The sequence below is a fragment of the Streptomyces sp. NPDC097640 genome (genome assembly GCF_040302705.1).
In the GTDB taxonomy this organism is placed as follows: Bacteria; Actinomycetota; Actinomycetes; order Streptomycetales; family Streptomycetaceae; genus Streptomyces.
Window position 1 is genome coordinate 75,300 of record NZ_JBEOSB010000027.1, and the last position, 24,188, is coordinate 99,487.

Consider the following 24,188-nt stretch of genomic DNA (forward strand, 5'->3'; position numbering starts at 1 on the left):
CTCGAACTGTGGTTCGCGCAGCTCATGTACGGTGGCGCCACCCCCACACCACCCCTCCCGTACGTCCAGGAGCGTCACCCGTGAGCCAGGAACTGCGCGCCGTCGAGTGGGCCGAAGACGGCCTGTGGCTGATCGACCAGACCGTATTGCCGGACCGGCTGGAGCGGCTCCGAGTCGACGACGCGGACGCCCTGGTGGACGCCATCCAGCGGCTGGTCGTGCGCGGCGCCCCGGCCATCGGCGCCGCCGGGGCGTACGGCGTGGTGGTGGCGCAGCGGCAGGCCGAGCGCGAGGGCTGGGACCGTACGGCGCTGCTGGCGGCCGTCTCGCGCATCCGCGAGGCCCGGCCGACCGCCGTGAACCTGGCCGTCTGCGTGGACCGGGTGCTGCCGCTGCTCGACCGGGGGCGGGACGCGGCGCTGGCCGAGGCGCACGCCGTGCTGCGCGAGGACGAGCTGGCCAACCGCGCCATGGGCGCGTGCGGCGCCGACTGGCTGGTGAAGCGGCTGGCCGCGGACCGGCCGCTGCGCCTGCTGACGCACTGCAACACCGGCGCCCTGGCCACCGCGGGCTGGGGCACCGCGCTCGGCGTGGTCCGGGAGCTGCACGCGCGCGGCCTGGTGGAGGTGGTGTACGCCGACGAGACCCGCCCGCTGCTCCAGGGGTCCCGGCTCACCGCCTGGGAGCTGGCCCACGAGGGCATCCCGCACTACGTCCAGGCCGACGGCGCGGCCGCGGGCACGATCCTGCGCGGGGAGGTGGACGCGGCCCTCGTGGGCGCGGACCGCATCGCCGCCAACGGGGACACCGCCAACAAGGTCGGCACCGTCGGCATCGCCCTGGCCTGCGCCGACGCGGGCATCCCGTTCCTGGTCGCGGCCCCGACGACCACCGTCGACCTGGCCACCGGCAGCGGCACGGACATCCATATCGAGCTGCGCGGCGAGCGGGAGGTCCTGGAGTGGGGCGGGGTGCGCACCGCCCCGGCGGCCTCGCGCGGCCACAACCCGGCCTTCGATGTCACCCCCGGACGGCTGGTCACCGCGCTGGTCACCGAGCGCGGTGTGCTGGAGGTGGCGGCGGGGCAGCTGCCGGGCGAGCACCTGACCTGACGCCGAGCGGACCGGCGCCCCCTGCCGGGGGGACGCCGGTCCGCCGACGATCACATGGTGCCCGGACGCGCTGTACGCGATCAGAAGGTGAACGGACCCGGCGACTGAGCCGAGGTGGCGGTGCAGTTCACCGTGATGAGGCCGAAGATCACCAGCTTCAGCGACTTGGCCTCGAGGACGTCACCGGTGGCGACCGTGCCCTTGAGCGGGCCGGTGGTCACATCGGACCCGGTCGGAATGGCCGGGTTGGAGCTGCCGGTGAAGGTGGTGGTTCCGGAGCCGTTCTTCGACAGGGTCAGCGTCGAGTTGACCGAGCCGGCCGGAACATCGATCGGCGCCTTGATGGCGGCCGAGGACAGGGTGATGGTCGCGGACGTCCCGCTCTGCGTGGCCGTGAGCGTGGCCAGGCCGGAGCCGTAGGTCCCGCAGTCGGCCGTCAGGGTCGCGGTGGTCGGGGTGACCGCGGTGGCGGTCGGCGCCAGTGCGAGCGCGCCCATGGCCATGCCCGCTGCTCCCAGTGCCGTGCCGATCCCGAGTTTCATGGGTCTCATGGGACTGCCTTCCGGTGTGGGGGAGGTGCCTGCCAGCCGCGTCGTTGGTGGAGCGGCGCACACGAGGCGCGACGGGATCCGGCGCGCCCGAGGGCGCGTCGCTGCGTACGTGTGCGCGGTGCGGGGGGTGAGATCGCGCGGGGCTGCGGCTCGGGCCTCGCACAGACCGCCACCGGCCCTGACTGACCGTCAGGCGGGGCGCTGTTATTGATGCGCGCGCCACCGAAGAACGCAAGAGCGATTCACTGATTTTTTACTGGCGAGTCAGTTCGCCGGGCCGGAGCGCGCGCGGCACGCCCCGGCACGAGCGCGGCGCCGGGCTACCGCCCGCCCGCCAGCTCCAGTTCCAGCAGCCACTCCACGACCTCCGTGTGGTGGCGCGCCTGCCGCGGATCCGCGCCCCACACGTACAGCCCGTGTCCGGCGACCACCACCGCCGGCATCCGCGGGTCGCGGGCCTCCTCCAGGCGGTCGCCGAGGACCCGCATGTCCTGACTGTTGGCGATCACCGGCAGGGTGATCTCCTCGCCCTCCGCCGGGTGGCCCACGCCCTTGAGCATCTCCAGGTCCTTGAACACCAGCCCGCCGGGGTGGCGGCGGCCCAGAGCCACCGACGCGACGGTGTGCACATGGACCACCGCGCCCGCACCCGTCAGCCGGGCGACCCGGGCATGCAGCTCGGCCTCGGCCGAGGGCCTGCCCGGCGCGCGGCCGTCCGGCAGCGGCACCGCCGCGCCCGCCCTGTCCACCAGGACCACATCGGAGGGGGCCAGCTCGCCCTTGTCCCGGCCGCTCGCGGTGACGGCGAGGCGCAGCGGGTCGCGCGAGAGCACCATCGACAGATTGCCGGACGTGCCGCGCATCCAGCCGAACGACGCGAAGCGCGCCGCCTCGGCCGCCAGCACGGCTCCGGCCCGCTCCAGGTCCTGGTCCGGTCCCTGCTCCAGGTCCGCGGTCTCCGTCACGGGGTGCTCCTTGTGAGAGTGATCTCGTCGAGGCCCGCGGCCTCGGGGTGGTCGCCGACGCCCTGCTCGAAGTACGGCTCGCCGGGGCGCCGCACGCCGACGGTGCGCCAGCCCGCCGCGCGGGCCGCGTCCAGCTCGCCGGGGCGGTCGGAGAGGAAGAGGGTGCGGGCCGGGTCGGTGCCGATGGCCGCGGTGATCGCGGCATAGGACCCGGGGGACTGCTTGGGGCCCGCGTTCTCCGTGTCGTAGAACCCGTCGAGCAGGGGGATCAGATCGCCCTCGGGCGTGTGGCCGAACCATGCGCGCTGCGCGGCCACCGACCCGGAGGAGTAGATGTGCAGCCGCAGCCCCGCCGCGTGCCAGTGGCGCAGCGCCGGGATGGTGTCGGGGTAGAAGTGCGAGACCAGCTCGCCGCGCGCGAACCCCTCCGACCAGATGATGCCCTGAAGCGTCTTCAGGGGCGTGGCCTTGCGGTCCTCGTCCAGCCACGACCCCAGGATCCGCTCGATCCGGGCGGCGTCGGCGTCCGGCTCGCCGGCCGCCTCGCGGACCTGCTCCGCCGCCCGGCGCACCGCCGGCTCCTGCGCCCGCTCGGCCAGCAGCGCGCCGAACCGTTCGCGCGAGTACGGGTAGAGCACCTCGACGACGAACCCGGTGGCGCTGGTGGTGCCCTCGATGTCGAGGACCACCGACTCGACGCCGGCGAAGGAGACGGCAGGGCTCACGCGGCGGTCCGCCCGGCCTTCAGCGCGTCGAAGTCGGGGAAGCGCAGGGCGATCTCGCTGCCGGTGAAGTTGCCGATCCAGCCGTCCTCCTCGTGGAAGAAGCGGATGGCGGTGAAGGACGGGGAGACGCCCATGTCGAACCAGTGGGTGGTGCCGCGCGGCACCCCGAGGAGGTCGCCCGCCTCGCACAGCACGGCGTGCACCTCGCCGCCCACGTGCAGATAGAAGACGCCCGCGCCCGCGACGAAGAAGCGGACCTCGTCGTCATCGTCGTGGGTGTGCTCCCTGAGGAACTTCTCGCGCGCCGCCTTTGCCTTCGCGGGCCACTCGGCGTCGTCGCCGGGGTGCAGGGCGACCACGTCGACGGTGGCGAAGGACTCCTCCCCGACCAGCTTGTCGATCTCGGCGCGGTACGCGGCGAACACGGCGTCGCTGTCGGCGTCCCGGGGCACGTCCTCACGGACGGGCCACCGCTCGTAGCGCACACCGATCGGGGCGAGCGCCGCGGCGATCTCGGCGGGGTCCTCGGTGCGGCGCACCACGGTCTCCGGGCCGGACTCCGGCCAGGTGGTCAGAAGGGTCATCAAGGACTCCAAGCCGGAAGAGGGGAGGGGTTGAAGCCGGATAGTAACCCGGGGCCGACATATCGCGAGGTGTGAGGAAGAACGCGTCTCAGGACGTGAGAAGGAACGCCCTGACCTTTGACGTATGGCTGAAACCGTTCTCATGATGTGGTCATGAAGACGCTGCTGCTCGTTCGGCGGCTGTACGTGGATCTCCATCGGACGACTACGGCCAGCTGTAGCTGACCCTTGCCGCCGTAGTCCTTCCCGTCCCACAACCCGGCACCCCCGTGCCGCCGCATCACCCGGAGATCCCCATGTCCCGCTCCAGACTGCCCCTCGCCGCGGCCTCCCTCGTCTCGCTCACCGCCCTGGTCGCCACCGGCTGCTCCCAGTCCTCCTCCGCCTCGGACACCGGGCCCTCCGGGGACACCCCCGCCTCGGCGAAGGCCGCGACCGGCAAGAAGCCCGCGCCCTTCGACCAGGGGAAGGTCAAGGTCGCCCTGGTCCGGCAGAGCGGCGCCGGAGACTACTTCGAGCAGTGGGGCAACGGCGCCAAGGCGCAGGCCAAGGCGCTCGGCATCGACCTCACCGTCTACGACGCCCAGGCGGACAACGCCAAGCAGGCCACCGACCTGTCGGCCGCGATCAACTCCGGGGCCGAGGCGATCATCGTCGACCACGGCTTCCCCTCGACCATCCAGCCGGAGATCGACAAGGCGGTCAAGAAGGGCATCAAGGTCGTCGTCTACGACGTCGAGACCAAGAACCCCGAGGTCATCTCCACCAAGCAGGACGACGCCAGCATGGCCAACGCCGTCCTGGACGTGATGACCAAGGAGCTCGGCAAGAAGGCCGAGGTCGGCTACGTCAACGTCGCCGGGTACGCCGCGCTCGACAAGCGCGACAGCGTCTGGAAGAAGCGGCTCACCGACAACGGCTGGAAGCAGGCGTTCAAGGTCGGCAAGGTCACCGACTCCACCGCCACCGACAACGTCCCGCTGGTCAGCGCCGCCCTCACCCAGCACTCCGGCGTCGCGGGCATCTTCGCCCCGTACGACGAGCTGGCCAAGGGCACCGTCCTCGCGGTCCAGAACAAGAAGCTGGCGGGCAAGGTCAAGGTGTTCGGCGCCGATGTCTCCAACGCCGACATCCAGGTCATCACCGCCAAGAACAGCCCCTGGGCCGCCACCGCCGGCACCGACCCGTCCGCCGTCGGTGCCGCCGTGGTCCGCACCACCGCCCTGGAACTCGCCGGTCAGCTGAAGACCAAGTCGGTCGAGTTCCCGGCCGTCGCGATCACCCGCGACTTCCTGGTGAGCAAGAAGATCCAGAACCTGAACCAGCTGCGCACCGCGCTCCCCGCCCTCAACCTCAGCAAGGTCAGCACGGCGGACTGGATCCCCAATGTCGCCCACTGAGCCGACGGCCGACGCCGACGCCGACTCCGGAGACGGCTCTGCGCCAAGCGCCGGCGCGGAGGTGCCCGCGGTCTCGCTGCGCGAGGTCAGCATGGCCTTCGGCGGCAAGCCCGTACTCACCTCGGTGTCCCTGGACATCGCTCCCGGCAGCGTCGTCGCGCTGCTGGGAGCCAACGGGGCGGGCAAGTCCACCCTGATCAAGGTGCTCTCCGGGGTGCACGCGGGACACGGCGGCCGGGTGCTGGTCGGCGGCGAGCCCGCCGCCCTGCCCTCGCCCGCCGCCGCGCACGCCCTGGGCATCCGCACCGTGCACCAGCGGATCGGCGAGGGCGTGGTGCCCGGCCTGTCCGTCGCCGAGAACCTGGTCTTCGAGGAGCTGGCCCAGCGCGGCGGCAACCCCTTCCTGGGCACCCGTCAGGTCCTCGCCCGCGCCCGCGAGATCCAGGACACCCTCGGCCTCGGCTGGCCCACGGACCTGCTGCGCCGCGACGTCGCCGAGCTCGGCATCTCCGACCAGCAGCTGCTGATCCTCGCCCGCGCCCTGTCCACCCGCCCCCGGCTGCTGATCCTCGACGAGCCGACCTCGGCCCTGTCCTCGGCCGAGGCGACGCGGCTGTTCGCGATCGTGGAGCGGCTGCGGGCCGAGGGGATCGCGGTGCTCTACGTGTCCCACCGGCTCGGCGAGATCGACTCCCTCGCCGACCGGCTGGTCGTTCTGCGAGACGGCCGTCTCACCGAAGACCTCTCCCGGCCCTTCGACTGGGACCGCGCGCTGCGCGCCATGCTCGCCCAGCCGCAGGCCGCGACCACCGCCCGGCCGGCCGACGGCCGGCGCGGCGGGGCCGTCGCGCTCTCGCTGCGCGGCGTACCGCTGCTGCCCGGCCGGCTGCCCCAGGACCTCGATCTGCGCGAGGGCGAGGTCACCGGCGTCGTGGGGCTCCTCGGGGCGGGCAAGACCGAGCTGGCCCGCGGGGTGTTCGGCGCCGAGCCGTTCCGCGTGGGGGAGCTGGAGCTGGACGGCGAGCCGTACCGGCCGCGCCGCCCCGCCGACGCCATCCGCCGCGGTGTCCACCTGGTGCCCGAGGACCGGCACGCGGACGCGCTGATCCCCGGCTGGTCCGTGGCGCGCAACATCTCGCTGCCCTTCCTGTCCTCCCTCTCCCTCGCCGGACTGGTCCGGGGCGGCCAGGAGGCCGAGCTGGGCCGCCGCACCATCGCCGAACTCGGCGTCGTGGCCCGCGACGAGACCAGCCCCGTCGAGGAGCTCTCCGGCGGCAACCAGCAGAAGGTCGTGGTCGGGCGCTGGCTCGCCGAGCGCCCCCGCGTCCTGATACTGGACGAGCCGTTCCGAGGCGTGGACATCGGCGCCCGCCGCGACATCGGCCGCCGCGCCCGCGCCCTGGCCGCCGACGGCTCGGCCGTCGTCGTGCTCAGCGCCGACGTCGACGAGGTCCTGGAGGTCGCCGACCGCGTCGTCGTCCTCGCCGACGGGGAGATCCGCCTCGACGCGTACGGCGCCGACGCCGAGCGCGACCAGGTCATCCAGGCCATCTCGGCATCCGTGTGACGCCGCACCGGGGCACCCGCGCGGCACCACCACAGACCAGCACCACCAGCAGCACGAGACGAAGGAAGAAGCAGGCCCTGCGATGACCCTCACCCCTTCCACCGCCCCACCGGTGACGGCCGGGAAGACGGCCGCGGCGGGCGCCGGTCAGCGCGTCCAGGGCGCCGTCATCAAATACGGCTTCATCTTCGTCACCGTCGCCCTCTTCGCGTTCTTCTCGCTCACCGAGCCCACCTTCCGCGACTCGGCGACGCTCCTGGACACCCTCCGCTATGTCTCCGTCGCCGCCATCCTCGGCCTCGGCGTCACCCTCACCATGGCCGTCGGCGGAATGGACATGTCGGTGGGGGCGGTGGCCGGACTCGGCGTGACCGTCGCCGCCAAGACGATGGTCGTCTACAACCAGGTCGGCACGGTCGCGGTGATCGCGGTGATCGTGGCGGGCGCGCTCGCCGGACTCGTCAACGCCCTGCTGATCGTGGTCCTCAAGGTCCCCGACATGCTGGCCACCCTCGGCACCATGTTCGTCATCCAGGGCCTGAAACTGATCCTCGTCGACGGCCAGTCGATCTCGCCCGGCATGACCCTGGACGACGGCACCACCGCGCCCGGCAAGTTCACCGAGGGCTTTCTGTCCATCGACCGGGGCACCGTCGCCGGGGTGCCCGTCTCGGTGGTCATCTTCGCCGGACTCACCCTCGTCGCCTGGATCTTCCTCTCCCGCACCCGCTGGGGCCGGGTGCTGTACGCGATCGGGTCCAACCCGGAGGCGACCCGGCTCGCCGGCGTCCGCGTCGGCGCCTACCGCGCCCTCGCCTACGTCCTGTCGGGCGTCCTCGCCTCCATCGGCGGACTGATCCTTGCCTCCCGGATCGGCCAGGGCGATGTCTCCGCCGGCACCTCCCAGCTGCTGGAGGCGGTCGCCGTGGCGCTGGTCGGCACCTCCGTGCTCGGCCGCGGCAAGCCCAACGTCTGGGGGACCGCGCTCGGTGCCGTCCTCATCGGCGTCATCACCACCGGCCTGACCATCAAGGGCCTGCCGTACTACACACAGGACGTGGTCGAGGGCGCGGTGCTGATCCTCGCCCTGGTCTTCAGCTTCACACTGTCCCGAGGAAACCGCCGATGACACACCCGCCGCACCCCGACACCCCGTCGTACCCCGAGATCCCGTCCGCCTACCGGGTCCTGGAGCCCGAGGACATCCCCGGCTATCTGCGGGGCCTGGGCCACTGGAACGGCGACGCCATCGAGGTCCACGAGGTCTCCGACGGCAACATGAACCGGGTGTTCATCGCCCGCACCCCCGACGGCACCCACAGCCTCGCCGTCAAGCAGGCGCTGCCCTGGGTCCGCGTCGCCGGCCCCTCCTGGCCCATGAGCCCCGCCCGCGCCGACGCCGAGGCCCGCGCCTACCGGCAGGTCGCCGCCGTCGCCCCGGACACCATCCCGGCCATCCACGGCTACGACGCCGGCAACTACGCCCTCACCATGGAGGACATGTCCGATCTGCGGGTGCTGCGGACCCACCTCAACGAGGGCGGCGGCTACGGCGAGGTGTCCCGCCACATCGGCGCCTTCGTCGCCGCGCTCTCCTTCGCCACCAGCGACTTCGGCATGGGATCCGCCACCCGCAAGGAGCTGATCGCCACCTCGGTCAGCCCCGAGCTGTGCAAGATCACCGAGGATGTGGTGCTCAGCGAGCCCTATCTCGACCACGAGCACAACCACTGGCACGACAGCCTCGACGACCTCGCCGCCGCCTTCCGCGCCGACCCCGCACTGCGCACGGAGGTCGCGGCCCTGCGGCATGTCTTCATGACCAGCGCCCAGGCGCTGCTGCACGGCGATCTGCACACCGGCAGCGTCATGGTGGGCACCCGTCAGGGCGCCGACGTGGTCCGGGTCTTCGACCCCGAGTTCTCCTTCGTCGGCCCGATCGGCTTCGACCTCGGCCTGTACTGGGGCAACGTCCTCGTCTCCGAGCTGCGCGCCCGGGCGCTCGGCACCCCGGGCGACCACGCCGACCAGCTCGCCCTCAGCTGGGACGCCTTCGAGGCGGAGCTGCGCCGGCTGTGGCCGACCCGGGTCGACACCTTCTTCGACGACGCCTACCTGGACCGCTTTCTGCGCCAGGTGTGGTCGGAGAGCCTGGGCTTCGCCGGTACGGAGATCATCCGCCGCGTCATCGGCTTCGCCCACCTCACCGACCTCACCACCCTGCCCGACCCCGGCCCCGCCTCCCGCCGCGCCCTGCTGCTCGGCCGCGAGCTCATCCTGGGCCGCGACCGCCTCCCGGACGCCGCCGGCGTCCGGGCGCTGGCCGAGCGGGTCGGCACCGCGCCGTAGCGGGCACCGGGGGACACGGCGAAGGGGAGGCTCCGCAGCGGAGCCTCCCCTTCGGGCCTTATGGGGCCTGGGCCTTACGGGGTCTGGGCCTTATGGGCCCGGGGCTTTATAGGGCCTGTCAGGCCGCGCGGCGGTCCAGCAGCTCCTGGACCCGCGCCCGCACCTCCTCCGTGTCCAGCCCACGGATCGTCAACGTGGTGCGGCGGCGCAGCACATCGTCCGCGGTCTCCGCCCACTCGTGGTCACGGGCATAGACGACCTGCGCCCAGATCTCCGGGGCGTCCGGGTGGATCCGCTCGCCGAGCGCCGGGTCCTCGTCCGCCAGCCGGGCGATGTCGAAGGAGAGCGAACCGTAGTGCGTCGCCAAGTGGCGCGCCGTGTCCCCGGCCATCCGCGGGCCGGGGGTGCCGCCGTCCACCAGCAGCCGGTGCGCGACCGCGTGCGGGCTGGCCAGGCCCGGCAGCGGCATGTGCTTGGGCAGCCGCGATATGGGCTCCATGTCCTCCGCCAGCGGGTGCCCCGGCAGCTGCGCGAGCTTGTTCATCACGGTGCGGCCTATGTGGCGGAACGTGGTCCACTTGCCGCCCGCGATGGAGAGCATGCCGCCGCGGCCCTCGGTGACCACGGTCTCCCGCTTGGCCTTGGCGGTGTCCCCGGGGCCGCCGGGCAGCACCCGCAGCCCGGCGAACGAGTAGGTGATCAGGTCGCGGGACAGCTGCTGGTCCCGGATGGAGAAGGCGGCCTCGTCGAGGATCTGGGCGATGTCCTTCTCGTTCACCCGCACCTCGGCCGGGTCGCCCTCGTACGCCTCGTCGGTGGTGCCGAGCAGCAGCATGTCCTCCCAGGGGAGGGCGAAGGTGATGCGGTACTTGTCGATCGGCGTGGCCAGCGCGGCCCGCCACGGGGAGGTGCGCCTGAGCACCAGGTGCGCGCCCTTGGAGAGCCGGATGGACGGGGCCGCGTTCGGGTCCTCCATCGCGCGCAGGTGGTCCACCCACGGGCCGGTGGCGTTCAGCACCAGGCGGGCGTTCACCCCGAACTCGGTGCCGTCCAGGCGGTCCTTGAGCTCCGCTCCGGTGACCCGGCCGTCGGTCGTCCGCAGCCCGACCACCTCGGCGTGGTTGAGGACGGTCGCGCCCGCCTCGACCGCCGCCCGCACCGTCATCAGGGCCATGCGGCTGTCGTTCATCTGGCCGTCGCCGTAGACCGCGACCGCCTTGAGGCCGTCGGTGCGCAGCTCGGGGACGTCCCGGACGGCCTTGTCGGGGCTGATGACATGGCCGACGCCGTCCCGGAAGGCGGAGAGCGCCGAGTAGGCGAACACGCCCGCGCCGAGCTTGGCCGCGCCGTGCGGGCCGCCCTTGTAGACCGGCAGATAGAACGTGAGCGGGTTCGCCAGGTGGGGGGCGACGCTGCGGGAGACCGCGCGCCGCTCGAAGTGGTTCTCGGCGACCAGCTTGACCGCGCCGGTCTGGAGATAGCGCAGCCCGCCGTGGAGCAGCTTGGAGGAGGCCGAGGAGGTGGCGCCGGCGAAGTCGCCGGCGTCCACCATGGCCACCCGCAGTCCCGACTGCGCCGCGTGCCAGGCAGTGGTGATGCCCAGAATGCCGCCGCCGATCACCAGGAGGTCGTGCGTCGCCCTGGTCAGCCGCTCCCGGGCCTCGGCGCGGCTCGGCAGGGGGTGCCTCCCAGCGGCGGCTGGAAGGGAACCGGCAGCCGGGTGCGTCCCGAGTGCCGGGGCGCTCTGCGGGGTGGTCATTGCTTACTCCTCGTCTTCGATCCAGCCCATGGTCCGCTGCACGGCCTTGAGCCAGTTCTTGTACTCGCGGTCGCGGACTTCCGCGTCCATGCGGGGGGTCCACTCGGCGGCGCGGCGCCAGTTGGCGCGCAGCGCTTCGGTGTCCGGCCAGAAGCCGACGGCGAGACCGGCGGCGTAGGCGGCGCCGAGGCAGGTGGTCTCGGCGACCATCGGCCGCACCACGGGTGCGTCCAGGGCGTCGGAGAGCGTCTGCATCAGCAGGTTGTTGGAGGTCATGCCGCCGTCGACCTTGAGCGCGGTGAGCTCGACGCCGGAGTCCTTGGTCATCGCGTCGACGATCTCGCGGGTCTGCCAGGCGGTGGCCTCGAGCACGGCGCGGGCGATGTGCGCCTTGGTGACATAGCGGGTCAGACCCGCGATGACGCCACGCGCGTCGTCACGCCAGTAGGGGGCGAACAGACCGGAGAAGGCGGGCACGAAGTAGGCGCCGCCGTTGTCCTCGACCGAGCTGGCCAGGGTCTCGATCTCGGCCGCGCTGTTGATCAGCCCCATCTGGTCGCGCATCCACTGCACCAGCGAGCCGGTGACGGCGATCGAGCCCTCGAGGGCGTAGACCGGCTTCTGGTCGCCGATGCGGTAGCCGACGGTGGTCAGCAGGCCATTGTACGAGTTGACCGGCTTGGCGCCGGTGTTCATCAGCAGGAACGTTCCGGTGCCATAGGTCGACTTGGCCTCGCCCTCGGAGAAACAGGTCTGGCCGAAGAGGGCGGCCTGCTGGTCGCCGAGCGCCGAGGCCACCGGCACGCCCGCCAGGACGCCCTCGGCGGTGGTCCCGTACACCTCGGCGGAGGAGCGGATCTCGGGCAGCACGGCCGCCGGGATCTCCATCGAGGACAGGATGCGCTCGTCCCAGTCGAGGGTCTGGAGGTTCATCAGCAGGGTGCGCGAGGCGTTGGTGACGTCGGTGACGTGCACGCCCCCGTCGGTGCCGCCGGTGAGGTTCCAGATCACCCAGGAGTCCATGGTGCCGAAGAGGATCTCGCCGGCCTCCGCGCGCTCGCGCAGCCCCTCGACGTTGTCGAGCAGCCAGCGGATCTTCGGGCCCGCGAAGTACGAGGCGAGCGGCAGGCCGGTCTCCCGGCGGAACCGGTCCTGGCCGACGTTGCGGCCGAGCTCCCGGCACAGGGCGTCGGTGCGGGTGTCCTGCCAGACGATGGCGTTGTGCACCGGCTCGCCGGTGTTCTTGTCCCACAGCAGCGTGGTCTCACGCTGGTTGGTGATGCCGATGGCCTTCACATCGGCGGAGGTGATGCCCGCCTTGCTGATGGCCCCGTCGACGACTTCCCGGACGTTCTCCCAGATCTCGGTCGCGTTGTGTTCGACCCAGCCGGGCTTGGGGAAGATCTGCTCGTGCTCCTTCTGATCGACCGAGACGATGCGGCCGTCCCGGTCGAAGACGATGCAACGGCTCGAGGTGGTGCCCTGGTCGATCGCTGCGATGAACGGCCCGGTGGAGTGGGTGTCGGTCATGGTGTGCGGCTCTCCTGCGCGTCAAGAGGGGGTGGGTTCAAGAGTGGGGCTAGGCGAAGGCGATCTCGTAGATGCCGCCGGCGATGGCGCCGCCGATGAGCGGGCCGACGACGGGGATCCAGGCGTAGCCCCAGTCCGAGCCGCCCTTGTTGGGCAGCGGCAGGAGGGCGTGGGCGATGCGGGGCCCGAGGTCACGGGCGGGGTTGATGGCGTAGCCGGTCGGTCCGCCGAGCGAGAGGCCGATGCCGACGACGACCAGCGAGGTGATCAGGACGCCGATGACGCCCAGGCCGTGGCCGTCCCCGTTCAGACCCTGGGTGAGGATGGCCAGCACCAGCACGGTCGTGGCGATGATCTCGGTGGCCAGGTTCTGCACCGTGTTGCGGATCTCGGGGCCGGTGGAGAAGACGCCGAGCACCGGACCGGCGTCGCTCTTCGCCGGGGCCGCGGCCTTGGCCGTGTCCTGGGCGCCCGGGCCGCCGACGATCTCGCGGTCGGTCAGATGCGCCTGGAAGTGGCCCATGTAGGCGACCCACACCAAGGTGGCCCCGATGATGGCGCCGGTCATCTGACCGAGCACATAGATCGGCACATCGCTCCACTCCGTGCCGCCCTCGATCGCGAGGCCCAGCGTCACGGCGGGGTTCAGATGTGCCCCGGAGAGGGGGGCCGAGATATACGCGCCGGTCAGCACGGCGAAACCCCACCCGAAGGTGATGGCCAGCCACCCCGCGCCGAACGCCTTGGAGCGCTTCAAGACAACGCCGGCGACGACACCACCGCCGAGCAGGATGAGAACGGCGGTACCGATGGTCTCGCCGATGAAGATGTCGGAGCTGGACACCCGCGACTCCTTTGTCCTTCGTCCAGATGGACACCGGGAAGCGCTGCACCACGGGGGTCAACCGGTGGCCCGCGCCCCTCGGTGAGGGGCTGGTCGGCCCGCGGCGAGTTACACCCTAGCGAATATTGTCGTCACATGTTCGACAATGCCGACCGACGAACGGCAGTTTTCTGCACGGTGAAGGCTGAGGTCAAGGGTCGTGTGACTGAAAACTCGTACCGGGGTGAACGGGCGTGAACCGGCTGATACCGAGCGGTAACTCTCAGAAGCGGCTGGCGCCCAGATCGCGCGAGACGGCCCGCGCGCAGTCCCGTACCGCGGCGACCAGATCGGAGCGCAGCTCGCCCTCCTTGCAGACCCGCTCCACCGCGCCGGCGACGCCCACCGCGCCCACCGGCATCCGCCGCCGGTTGTGGATCGGGGCGGCGATCGACGCGACGCCCTCCCAGGTCTCCTCCACGTCCGAGCCCCAGCCGCGCGCCCGGGTCAGGTCCAGGACGGACTCGAAACCGGTCATGGAGGTCACCGTGCGGGGGGTGAACGCCTCGCGCTCGGCCTCGACCGCCTCGCTGTGCGCCACCGGGTCGTACGCGGACAGCACCTTGCCCAGGGCCGTGGAGTGCAGCGGCTGCATCGCGCCGACCTCCAGCACCTGGCGGCTGTCGTCGGGGCGGAACACGTGGTGGACGATGAGCACGCCCTGCTGGTGCAGCACGCCCAGATACACGCTCTCCCCGCTGGAGCGGGCCAGGTCGTCGGTCCACACCAGGGCGCGGGCGCGCAGCTCGTGAACGTCCAGATAGCTGTTGCCCAGGCGCAGCAGCTCGGCGCCGAGCTGATAGCGGCCGGACGCCTCGTCCTGCTCGACGAAGCCCTCCTGCTGGAGCGTGCGCAGGATGCCGTGCGCGGTGCCCTTGGCCAGCCCCAGCGACGAGGCGATGTCCGACAGGCCCAGACGGCGCTCGCCCCCGGCGAGCAGCCGTAGCATCGCGGCAGCTCGCTCGAGCGACTGGATGGTCCGTGCCATCGCGCACCCCTCCTGACACTACGGTTCGACAATGCTGAACACTATCGGTCCATGTCGACCCCGCGGTACAGCGGGGAAAGGGTAAACGATCAAAAGGTGCCCCGCGGACGGCACCCCCTCGGCCCCTCACAAGATGTCCCGCCAGATGGAACAGCCCGCGCCGGAAGCCCCCCGGCGGCTACGCTGGCCTGGTGCGCCCTCCGCGAGGAGGGCGCAAAGCCGACAGCCGTCGCACCTCAGGGAGCTCACCCATGGCCTCGCACACGCCCACCTCCATCCCCACCGACTCCGCCGCCCGAGTCGGCGCCCTCCGCGAGGCCCTCGCCACCCGGGTGGTGGTCGCGGACGGCGCGATGGGCACCATGCTCCAGGCCCAGGACCCCACCCTCGAGGACTTCCAGCAGCTCGAGGGGTGCAACGAGATCCTCAACGTCACCCGCCCCGACATCGTCCGTTCGGTCCACTCGGCCTACTTCGAGGCCGGCGTCGACTGCGTGGAGACCAACACCTTCGGCGCCAACCACTCGGCGCTGGGCGAGTACGAGATCTCGGACCGGGTGTACGAGCTGTCCGAGGCGGGAGCCCGGGTCGCCCGCGAGGTCGCCGACGGGTTCGCCGCCGACGGCCGCCCCCGCTGGGTACTCGGCTCGATCGGCCCCGGCACCAAGCTGCCGACGCTGGGCCACGCCCCGTACACCGTGCTGCGCGACGCCTACCAGCGGAACGCCGAGGGCCTGATCGCCGGCGGCGCGGACGCCCTGCTGGTGGAGACCACCCAGGACCTGCTCCAGACCAAGGCGTCGGTCCTCGGCGCCCGCCGCGCCCTGGACGCCCTGGGCAGCCGCGTCCCGGTGATCTGCTCGGTGACGGTGGAGACCACCGGCACCATGCTGCTCGGCTCGGAGATCGGCGCGGCGCTCACCGCGCTGGAGCCGCTGGGCATCGACATGATCGGCCTGAACTGCGCGACCGGCCCGGCCGAGATGAGCGAGCACCTGCGCTATCTGGCCCGCCACTCCCGTATCCCGCTGTCCTGCATGCCGAACGCCGGCCTGCCGGTGCTGGGCAAGGACGGGGCGCACTACCCGCTCACCCCGGCCGAGCTGGCCGACGCCCAGGAGACGTTCGTGCGCGAGTACGGGCTGTCGCTGATCGGCGGCTGCTGCGGCACCACGCCCGAGCATCTGCGCCAGGTCGTGGAGCGGGTCCGCGACCTGACCCCCACCGAGCGCACCCCCCGCCCCGAGCCCGGCGCCGCCTCCCTCTACCAGACGGTGCCGTTCCGCCAGGACACCTCGTATCTGGCGATCGGCGAGCGGACCAACGCCAACGGCTCCAAGAAGTTCCGCGAGGCCATGCTGGAGGGCCGCTGGGACGACTGCGTGGAGATGGCCCGCGAGCAGATCCGCGAGGGCGCCCATCTGCTCGACCTGTGCGTGGACTACGTCGGCCGGGACGGCGTCGCCGACATGGAGGAGCTGGCCGGCCGCTTCGCCACCGCCTCCACCCTGCCCATCGTGCTGGACTCCACCGAGGTCGACGTCATCCGCGCGGGCCTGGAGAAGCTGGGCGGCCGCGCGGTCATCAACTCCGTCAACTACGAGGACGGCGACGGCCCCGAGTCACGCTTCGCCAAGGTCACCCGTCTGGCCCAGGAGCACGGCGCCGCGCTGATCGCGCTCACCATCGACGAGGTGGGCCAGGCCCGCACCCCGGAGAAGAAGGTCGAGATCGCCGAGCGGCTGATCGCCGACCTGACCGGCAACTGGGGCATCCATGAGGCGGACATCCTCATCGACACCCTGACCTTCACCATCTGCACCGGCCAGGAGGAGTCCCGCAAGGACGGCATCGCCACCATCGAGGCGATCCGCGAGCTCAAGCGCCGCCACCCGGATGTGCAGACCACGCTGGGCCTGTCCAACATCTCCTTCGGCCTCAACCCCGCCGCCCGCATCCTGCTCAACTCCGTCTTCCTCGACGAGTGCGTCAAGGCGGGCCTCGACTCGGCGATCGTGCACGCGAGCAAGATTCTTCCGATCGCGCGCTTCGACGAGGAGCAGGTCACCACCGCCCTCGACCTGATCTACGACCGCCGCTCCGAGGGGTACGACCCGCTCCAGAAGCTGATGGCGCTGTTCGAGGGCGCCACCGCCAAATCCCTGAAGGCAGGCAAGGCCGAGGAGCTGGCCGCCCTGCCGCTGGAGGAGCGCCTCAAGCGCCGCATCATCGACGGCGAGCGCAACGGCCTGGAGGCCGACCTGGACGAGGCCCTCCAGGAGCGGCCCGCCCTGGACATCGTCAACGAGACCCTGCTGGACGGCATGAAGGTCGTCGGCGAATTCTTCGGCTCCGGGCAGATGCAGCTGCCGTTCGTCCTCCAGTCCGCCGAGGTGATGAAGGCGGCGGTGGCGCACCTGGAGCCGCACATGGAGAAGGCCGAGGACGGCGAGGAGGCGGGCAAGGGCACCATCGTGCTCGCCACGGTCCGCGGAGACGTCCACGACATCGGCAAGAACCTCGTCGACATCATCCTGTCCAACAACGGCTACAACGTGGTCAACCTGGGCATCAAGCAGCCGGTCTCGGCGATCCTGGACGCCGCCAAGGAACACCGCGCCGATGTGATCGGCATGTCCGGGCTGCTGGTGAAGTCCACCGTGATCATGAAGGAGAACCTGGAGGAGCTCAACCAGCGCAAGCTCGCCGCCGAGTACCCCGTCATCCTCGGCGGGGCGGCGCTGACCCGGGCATATGTCGAGCAGGACCTGCACGAGATCTACGAGGGCGAGGTCCGCTACGCCCGCGACGCCTTCGAGGGCCTGCGGCTGATGGACGCCCTGGTCGCCGTCAAGCGGGGCGTGCCGGGCGCGTCCCTGCCCGAGCTCAAGCAGCGCCGCGTGGCCAAGCGCGCGGCGGCGGTGGAGGTGGCGGAGCCCGAGCAGGGGCCGGTGCGCTCCGATGTGGCCACCGACAACCCGCTGCCCACCCCGCCCTTCTGGGGCAGCCGCGTGGTCAAGGGCATCCAGCAGGCGGACTACGCGTCCTGGCTGGACGAGGGCGCGCTGTTCAAGGGCCAGTGGGGCCTCAAGCAGGCCCGTACCGGCGACGGGCCGAGCTACGAGGAGCTGGCCGAGACCGAGGGGCGGCCGCGGCTGCGTGGCTGGCTCGACAAGCTGCACACCGAGAACCTGCTGGAGGCGGCCGTCGTCTACGGCTACTACCGGTGTGTGTCCAAGGGCGACGACCTGGTGCTGTTGCACGACGACGGCAGCGAGCTGACCCGCTTCACCTTCCCGCGCCAGCGGCGCGGCCGCCGCCTGTGCCTGGCGGACTTCTTCCGCCCCGAGGAGTCCGGCGAGACCGATGTGGTCGGGCTCCAGGTCGTCACCGTCGGATCGAAGATCGGCGAGGCCACCGCCGAGCTGTTCGCCGCCGACTCCTACCGCGACTACCTGGAGCTCCACGGGCTGTCCGTCCAGCTGGCGGAGGCGCTCGCCGAATACTGGCACGCACGGGTGCGCGCCGAGCTGGGCTTCGCGTCCGAGGACCCCGAGGACGTCACGGACATGTTCGACCTCAAGTACCGGGGCGCGCGCTTCTCGCTGGGCTACGGCGCCTGCCCGGACCTGGAGGACCGCGCGAAGATCGCCGACCTGCTGCGCCCGGAGCGGATCGGGGTCAAGCTCTCCGAGGAGTTCCAGCTGCACCCCGAGCAGTCCACCGACGCGATCGTCATCCACCACCCCGAGGCCAAGTACTTCAACGCGCGGTAACGCGCCCGGCGCGCTCCGCGACGCCCGCCGGGAAGCCGCCGGGCATCGCGGAGCGCGCCGACGTACACTGGTCGATCCGGTAGAGGCCGGTCGTCTTCCGAATCGCGGAAACCGCGGATGACGACCGGCCTTCCTGCCCCTCGCCCGGAGGTGATCGGATGACCAGCAGCATCCCCGCCGTCGACACCCGTACGGCCGAAGGCTCCGCCCTGCAAGCCGTTCTGCTCGACATGGACGGCACCCTGGTGGACACCGAGGGCATCTGGTGGGACACGGAGGTCTCCATCTTCGCCGAGCTCGGCCACGCACTCGCCGAGGAGTACCGGCAGATCGTCGTGGGCGGGCCCATGACCCGCAGCGCCTCCTTCCTGATCGAGGCCACCGGCGCGGACATCGCGCTCGCCGAGCTGACCGGGCTGCTGAACAGCCGCTTCACCGAGCTGATCGACGGCACCGTGCCGCTGCTCCCGGGCGCGCGCCGGCTGCTCACCGAGCTGGCCGCGCACCAGGTGCCCACCGCGCTGGTCTCGGCCTCCCACCGGCGCGTGATGGAGTCCGTGCTGCGGTCGATCGGCCCGGAGCACTTCACGCTCACCGTCGCGGGCGACGACATCGGACGGACCAAGCCGCACCCCGACCCGTATCTGCACGCCGCCGCGGGGCTGGGCGCGGACCCGGCGCGCTGTGTGGTGGTGGAGGACACGGTGACCGGGGTGACGGCGGCCGAGGCGGCGGGGTGCCGGGTGGTGGCCGTGCCGTCGCTGGTGCCGATCGAGCCCGCGGTGGGGCGCACGGTCGTCGGCTCGCTGGAAGAAGTCGACGTGCCATTTCTGCGCACTCTGATCACAGCAATGCGCTGAACGCGCACTGAGCGTATTTCCGTAAAGGGCGGGCCGGAGGCGGACCGGAAGCGGACCGGGAGCGGGGCCGGGGCGGGGCCGGAAAGCAGAAAGCGCCAATTCCGCTTGCCCTCGCGAGGCCTTCCATAGACGTGATGTTTCTCACCATGCGGACCGTCGACAGGGTGCACGCACTCTGCTGCCGGTCCTCTCTGGGGCGATTTGCGTGGACCTATGTGCCCGGATTGATCACATCTCATGTGAAACATGACGGCGTCCGGATATCGGTGAACCGTTACACGTTATCGGGGCGTGATATTGCCTCAACTTCGTTGTGTTCCAGTAGGGCTGGCACCGCGGACTAATCTCTTCGGCGAGTAGTTGATCGATCGCAGGGAGACTCCCGAGAATGAATCGCAAGTCGCTGGTGCTGCCGGCCCTGGCGGGCCTCCTGACCTCCTCGCTCGCCGCGTGCGGCGGTGACGAGGGCGCAGGCTCGGACGGCGGCGCGATCATCGTGGGGAGCACCGACCGGATCGAAGCGTCGAAGGTGGGGAACGCGCCGCTGGACCCCGCCCAGGCATATGACTTCGCCTCCTGGAGCGTGCTGCACAGCACCTTCCAGACGCTGATGAGACTGCCCCGCTCCGGGACCGACCCCATACCCGACGCCGCCGAGCAGTGCGGCTTCCGGGACCGGCAGAGCGAGCAGTACTGGTGCAAGCTGCGCAAGGGGCTGAAGTTCTCCAACGGCCACGATCTGACCTCCGCCGATGTGAAGTTCTCCCTGGAGCGGGTGTTGCGGATCAAGGACCAGACCGGGGTGTGGTCCCTGCTGTCCAACGTGGACAAGGTGGAGACCCCCAACGACCGCGAGATCGTCATCCACCTCTCCAGCCCGGACGCGACCTTCCCCTCCAAGCTCACCACGCCGGCCGCCGCGATCCTCGACAGCGAGGTCTACCGCAAGGACGCGGTGCTCAAGGGCTTCGACATGGTGGGCTCCGGCCCGTACACCGCGAAGCCCGAGGTGCGGAACAACCGGCTGACGAAGGTGGTCTTCACCAAGAACTCCGAGTACAAGGGAGACGTCGAACGGCGCAGCGACAAGGTCGAGATGCGCTTCTTCGACGACGCCAAGACCATGGAGGAGGCGCTGACCAAGGGCGATATCGACGTCGTCAACCGCGGCTTCTCGCCCGAGCAGATCGAGCGGCTGGACACCGGCGGGGTCAAGGGCGTCCGGCTCCAGGAGACCTCCGGCCAGGGCATCCGCTACCTCGTCTTCGACACCACGGCCCCGGCGGTGAAGAACAGGGCCGTGCGCCAGGCCATCGCCCACATCGTGGACCGCCAGGCGCTGGTGCGCGATGTGTACAAGCGCACCGCCGAGCCGCTGTACTCGATGGTCCCCAACAACATCTCCTCGCACACCAACTCGTTCCACAACGAGTACGGCGACCCGGACGTCACCGCCGCGCGCACGCTGCTCCAGCAGGCCGGCGTGGAGACCCCGGTGGACCTGACGCTGACGTACACCACGGACCACTACGGCCCGGAGACGGCCCAGGAGTTCAAGAAGCTCCAGTCGCAGCTCAACTCCAGCGGCCTGTTCTCGGTGCGGATCGAGGGCTTCAAGTGGACCGAGTTCCGACCGGCCGTCTCCAAGCGGGAGTACTCCGCCTTCGGCATGGGCTGGCTCCCGGACTTCCCGGACCCGGACACCTACATCGCGCCGTTCCTCACCAAGGACAACTTCCTCAACTCGCCGTACCGCAACAAGACCGTCCAGGACGATCTGATCCCCAAGACCCGGCAGGAGTCCCAGCGGGCCCTCGCGGTCAAGGACCTCCAGAAGATCCAGGACATCATCGCGAACGATGTTCCGTATCTGCCGCTGTGGCAGGGCAACCAGTACGTGGCCGCCCGCGACGGGATCGTGGGAACCGAATACCTGCTCGACTCCTCGGCCATGCTCCAGCTGTGGGAGATCGGCCGCACCACCGGGGGCTGAGCCCGGCGGCGACAAGCAGTGACAAGGGCCGTATCCCGTGCCGCCAGGAGGCGGAGGGATACGGCCCTTGTCGCGTGCGCCGACAGCCGCGCGCCGATCTGCGCGGGCGCGCCCGGTGCGAAAGTGCGAGCAGAGGCGCTCGCGCGCTACTGAGCGCCGGGCCGCACCAGCCCGCTCTCATACGCGTAGACCGCGGCCTGCACCCGGTCCCGCAGCCCCAGCTTCGTCAGCACATGCCCCACATGGGTCTTCACCGTCGTCTCGCTGACGAACAGATCCGCCGCGATCTCCGCGTTGGACAGCCCCTTGGCGACCAGCTTCAGGACCTCCACCTCGCGCTCGGTGAGGGTGTGCAGGGTGTCCGGCACCGGCTCCTCGCCGGACGGCAGATGCCCCGCGTACTTGTCGAGCAGCCGCCGGGTGATGCTCGGCGCCAGCATCGCCTCGCCCGCCGCCACCACCCGGATCGCCTGCACCAGCTCATGGGCCGGCGCGTCCTTCAGCAGAAAGCCGCTGGCCCCCGCGCGCAGCGCCTCCACCACATACTCGTCCAGATCGAAGGTGGTCAGCACCAGCACCTTGGCCGGACCGTCCCGGCCCGGGCCGGTGATCTGCCGGGTCGCCTCCACCCCGTCCATCCGCGGCATACGGATGTCCATCAGCACCACGTCCGGCTGGAGCGCCCGCACCTGGTCCAGGGCCTGTAGCCCGTCTCCCGCCTCGCCGACGACCGCCAGATCCTGCTCGGCCTCGAGAATCATCCGGAAGCCGGTGCGCAGCAGCGGCTGGTCGTCGACCAGTAGGACGCGGATAGCCACAGGATCTCCTTCGGTGGACCGCTAGACCTGCCCCATTCTGCCGGACTGCTCGGGGACGGTGGCCAGCGGATAAGGCGGGGGAGTCCCACCGAATTCCGGGCAATGCGCCTGGTGGTCGCACCATCCGCACAGCTTCGTCCGGCGCGGCAGGAAGACGCCGCCGGCCATCGCCTGCGCGATCGCCTCCCACAGGGCCCGCACCTTGCGCTCCACGGCCAGCAGGTCGGACTCCTGCGGGTCGTACGTCAGCACATCGCCGCTGCCCAGGTAGACCAGCTGGAGCCGGCGCGGCACCGCCCCCCGCAGCCGCCACAACACCAGGGCGTAGAACTTCATCTGGAACAGCGCGTCCGCCGCGTACTGCGGGGCGGGCGCCTTGCCGGTCTTGTAGTCGACGATCCGCACCTCGCCGCTCGGGGCGACGTCGACCCGGTCGATATAGCCGCGCAGCGTCAGCCCGGAGTCCAGCCGCGTCTCCACGTACAGCTCCCGCTCGGCGGGCTCCAGGCGCGTCGGGTCCTCCAGCGAGAACCACTGCTCGACCAGCCGCTCGGCATCCGCGAGCCATCGCTCCAGCCGCTCCGGGTCCTCCGTGCCGTCCTCCGCACGGAACAGCTCTCCCAGCTCCGGCCGGGCCTTCAGCAGCCGCTCCCACTCACCCGGCACCATCGCGCGGGCGCGCGGGGCGGTGCGTTCCACGGCCGGGGAATCGAACAGGCGCTCCAGCACCGCATGCACCACCGTGCCGCGGGTCGCGGCGGCGCTCGGCTTCTCCGGCAGTTTGTCGATCACCCGGAAGCGGTACAGCAACGGACACTGCATGAAGTCCGCCGCGCGCGATGGCGACAACGACGGCGCGGACCGTGACAAGCTGCGCGCGGACGGCGACACAGCGGAGGGCCGCTCGGACTCCGGCGTCCGATCGGCCCGCTCGGCCTTCCCGGTGGAGGTTCCCATGGCGCAGACCCTACGGCCCGCCACCGACAGCCGGACGCATACCATCGACGTCCGAGGTCCTCGCACTGCATGATCGTGGGGACCATACCGAAGAAGCGGTGCGAACGACGCATCCGACGAGGGGACACCGTGGACAACAGCGGGCAGCGGCAGTCCGACAGCGGGGGATCGGACGGTACGACCGAGCCCGAGGGCGAAAAGCCGCAGCGCCCCCGTGAGGCGGGCGGCGGCTTCCTGATGGGCCGGCCGTTCGGTGTGCCCGTGTACGTCTCGCCCAGCTGGTTTCTGGTCGCCGCGCTCATCACCTGGGTCTTCGGCGGTCAGCTGGAGCGGGTGCTGCCCGAGCTGGGCGCCGCCCGCTACATCGTCTCGCTGTTCTTCGCGGTGGCCTTCTACGCCTCCGTGCTGGTCCACGAGCTCGCCCACACCATCGCGGCGCTGCGCTTCAAGCTCCCGGTGCGCCGGATCCAGCTCCAGTTCTTCGGCGGAGTCTCGGAGATCGAGAAGGAGTCCGAGACACCCGGCCGCGAGTTCGTCCTGGCCTTCGTCGGCCCGCTGCTCTCCCTGATCCTCTCCGGCCTGTTCTACCTCGGCATGCTGGTCGTGGAGCCGGGCACGGTACCCGGGGTGCTGCTCGCCGGGCTGATGATCTCCAACCTCATCGTGGCCATCTTCAACCTGCTGCCCGGCCTGCCCCTGGACGGCGGCCGCATGCTGCGCGCCGTGGTCTGGAAGATCAGCGGCAAGCCCATGACGGGCACGATCGCCGCCGCCTGGACCGGCCGGGCGCTCGCCGTCGCGGTCCTGGTGGGCCTGCCGCTGGCCACCCAGGCCGGCGGGCTCGGGAACGAGTCCGAGGGCTTCGGCAGCGTCGACTCGCTCACCGACGCGCTGCTCGCCGCCATACTGGCCGCGATCATCTGGACCGGCGCCGGAAACAGCCTGCGCATGGCCCGGCTGCGTGAGCGCCTCCCGGACCTGCGGGCCCGCACCCTCACCCGGCGTGCCGTGCCGGTCGCCGCCGACACCCCCCTCTCGGAGGCGCTGCGCCGCGCCAATGAGGCGGGGGCGCGCGCCCTCGTCGTGGTCGACGGCCAGGGCACGCCCACCGCCGTGGTCCGCGAGGCCGCCATCGTCGGGATCCCCGAACACCGCCGCCCCTGGGTCGCGGTCAGCGGCCTGGCCCAGGACCTCAAGGACGGCATGCGGGTCTCCGCCGAGCTCACGGGCGAAGAACTGCTGGACACCCTGCGCGCCACCCCCGCCACCGAATACCTGGTGGTCGAGGAGACCGGGGAGATCTACGGCGTCCTGTCGACGGCCGACGTCGAGCGCGCCTTCGTGGCCGCCATGGCAAGAACACCCTCCTGA

The 24,188-nt window shown here is 71.2% G+C and carries 19 protein-coding genes; 9 read left to right on the forward strand and 10 right to left on the reverse strand.

Going from position 1 to position 24,188, the window contains the following annotated elements:
* Positions 1-80 precede the first annotated feature (80 nt).
* Positions 81-1,112: an S-methyl-5-thioribose-1-phosphate isomerase gene (gene mtnA / locus ABTY62_RS34530; RefSeq protein ID WP_352133357.1), complete on the forward strand. Its 1,032-nt coding sequence runs from the start codon at positions 81-83 to the stop codon at positions 1,110-1,112.
* An 80-nt stretch (positions 1,113-1,192) separates the two neighbouring features.
* Here mtnA and ABTY62_RS34535 read toward each other — a convergent pair whose 3' ends face one another.
* From ABTY62_RS34535 to ABTY62_RS34550, 4 genes are all read right to left on the reverse strand, one after another.
* Positions 1,193-1,663, reverse strand: a complete 471-nt coding sequence (locus ABTY62_RS34535; protein ID WP_352133358.1) for a hypothetical protein — start codon at positions 1,661-1,663, stop codon at positions 1,193-1,195.
* 320 nt (positions 1,664-1,983) lie between these two features.
* Positions 1,984-2,628 (reverse strand): methylthioribulose 1-phosphate dehydratase, encoded by a 645-nt coding sequence (gene mtnB, locus ABTY62_RS34540; protein ID WP_352133359.1) that lies wholly within the window; start codon positions 2,626-2,628, stop codon positions 1,984-1,986.
* On the reverse strand, positions 2,625-3,353 hold the full coding sequence (gene mtnC / locus ABTY62_RS34545; RefSeq protein ID WP_352133360.1) for an acireductone synthase: 729 nt from the start codon (positions 3,351-3,353) through the stop codon (positions 2,625-2,627). Before mtnC ends, mtnB begins: the two co-directional genes overlap by 4 nt.
* Positions 3,350-3,937: a 1,2-dihydroxy-3-keto-5-methylthiopentene dioxygenase gene (locus tag ABTY62_RS34550; protein ID WP_352133361.1), complete on the reverse strand. Its 588-nt coding sequence runs from the start codon at positions 3,935-3,937 to the stop codon at positions 3,350-3,352. The genes mtnC and ABTY62_RS34550 overlap by 4 nt, the downstream gene beginning before the upstream one ends.
* 296 nt (positions 3,938-4,233) lie before the next feature.
* On the opposite strand from ABTY62_RS34550, the gene ABTY62_RS34555 reads away from it, so the two are divergent.
* From ABTY62_RS34555 to mtnK, 4 genes are all read left to right on the forward strand, one after another.
* Positions 4,234-5,337 (forward strand): substrate-binding domain-containing protein, encoded by a 1,104-nt coding sequence (locus ABTY62_RS34555; protein ID WP_352133362.1) that lies wholly within the window; start codon positions 4,234-4,236, stop codon positions 5,335-5,337.
* On the forward strand, positions 5,324-6,904 hold the full coding sequence (locus ABTY62_RS34560; RefSeq protein WP_502997578.1) for a sugar ABC transporter ATP-binding protein: 1,581 nt from the start codon (positions 5,324-5,326) through the stop codon (positions 6,902-6,904). Before ABTY62_RS34555 ends, ABTY62_RS34560 begins: the two co-directional genes overlap by 14 nt.
* A gap of 82 nt (positions 6,905-6,986) precedes the next feature.
* A complete protein-coding gene (locus ABTY62_RS34565) occupies positions 6,987-8,033 on the forward strand; it encodes an ABC transporter permease (protein WP_352133363.1) in 1,047 nt (348 codons plus the stop codon).
* Complete coding sequence (gene mtnK / locus ABTY62_RS34570; RefSeq protein ID WP_352133364.1) at positions 8,030-9,253, forward strand: S-methyl-5-thioribose kinase; 1,224 nt, start codon at positions 8,030-8,032, stop codon at positions 9,251-9,253. Before ABTY62_RS34565 ends, mtnK begins: the two co-directional genes overlap by 4 nt.
* A 118-nt stretch (positions 9,254-9,371) precedes the next feature.
* Here mtnK and ABTY62_RS34575 read toward each other — a convergent pair whose 3' ends face one another.
* From ABTY62_RS34575 to ABTY62_RS34590, 4 genes are all read right to left on the reverse strand, one after another.
* Positions 9,372-11,012: a glycerol-3-phosphate dehydrogenase/oxidase gene (locus ABTY62_RS34575; protein WP_352133365.1), complete on the reverse strand. Its 1,641-nt coding sequence runs from the start codon at positions 11,010-11,012 to the stop codon at positions 9,372-9,374.
* Between the two features lie 3 nt (positions 11,013-11,015).
* Positions 11,016-12,542 carry a glycerol kinase GlpK gene (gene glpK / locus ABTY62_RS34580; protein WP_352133366.1) on the reverse strand — a complete coding sequence of 509 codons (1,527 nt, stop codon included), beginning with the start codon at positions 12,540-12,542 and terminating at the stop codon, positions 11,016-11,018.
* 49 nt (positions 12,543-12,591) lie between these two features.
* Complete coding sequence (locus tag ABTY62_RS34585; RefSeq protein WP_352133367.1) at positions 12,592-13,386, reverse strand: MIP/aquaporin family protein; 795 nt, start codon at positions 13,384-13,386, stop codon at positions 12,592-12,594.
* A gap of 262 nt (positions 13,387-13,648) precedes the next feature.
* Complete coding sequence (locus tag ABTY62_RS34590; RefSeq protein WP_311725287.1) at positions 13,649-14,413, reverse strand: IclR family transcriptional regulator; 765 nt, start codon at positions 14,411-14,413, stop codon at positions 13,649-13,651.
* 251 nt (positions 14,414-14,664) lie between these two features.
* On the opposite strand from ABTY62_RS34590, the gene metH reads away from it, so the two are divergent.
* The 3 genes from metH (at position 14,665) to ABTY62_RS34605 (ending at position 21,042) form a co-directional block, all read left to right on the forward strand.
* Positions 14,665-18,189, forward strand: coding sequence for a methionine synthase (metH, locus tag ABTY62_RS34595; protein WP_352133368.1), 3,525 nt, complete (start codon positions 14,665-14,667; stop codon positions 18,187-18,189).
* Positions 18,190-18,347: 158 nt separating this feature from the next.
* Entirely contained in the window at positions 18,348-19,049 is a 702-nt protein-coding gene (locus tag ABTY62_RS34600; RefSeq protein ID WP_352133369.1) for an HAD family hydrolase, read from the forward strand.
* Between the two features lie 388 nt (positions 19,050-19,437).
* Positions 19,438-21,042, forward strand: coding sequence for an ABC transporter substrate-binding protein (locus tag ABTY62_RS34605; RefSeq protein WP_352133370.1), 1,605 nt, complete (start codon positions 19,438-19,440; stop codon positions 21,040-21,042).
* Between the two features lie 146 nt (positions 21,043-21,188).
* Here ABTY62_RS34605 and ABTY62_RS34610 read toward each other — a convergent pair whose 3' ends face one another.
* Together ABTY62_RS34610 and ABTY62_RS34615 are read right to left on the reverse strand one after the other, a co-directional pair.
* The gene (locus ABTY62_RS34610) at positions 21,189-21,860 is read right to left on the reverse strand and encodes a response regulator (protein ID WP_014181038.1); all 672 of its coding nucleotides are present in this window, start codon (positions 21,858-21,860) and stop codon (positions 21,189-21,191) included.
* A 21-nt stretch (positions 21,861-21,881) separates the two neighbouring features.
* The gene (locus ABTY62_RS34615) at positions 21,882-22,862 is read right to left on the reverse strand and encodes a RecB family exonuclease (protein ID WP_352133371.1); all 981 of its coding nucleotides are present in this window, start codon (positions 22,860-22,862) and stop codon (positions 21,882-21,884) included.
* Positions 22,863-22,946: 84 nt separating this feature from the next.
* On the opposite strand from ABTY62_RS34615, the gene ABTY62_RS34620 reads away from it, so the two are divergent.
* Positions 22,947-24,188, forward strand: coding sequence for a site-2 protease family protein (locus tag ABTY62_RS34620; protein WP_352133372.1), 1,242 nt, complete (start codon positions 22,947-22,949; stop codon positions 24,186-24,188).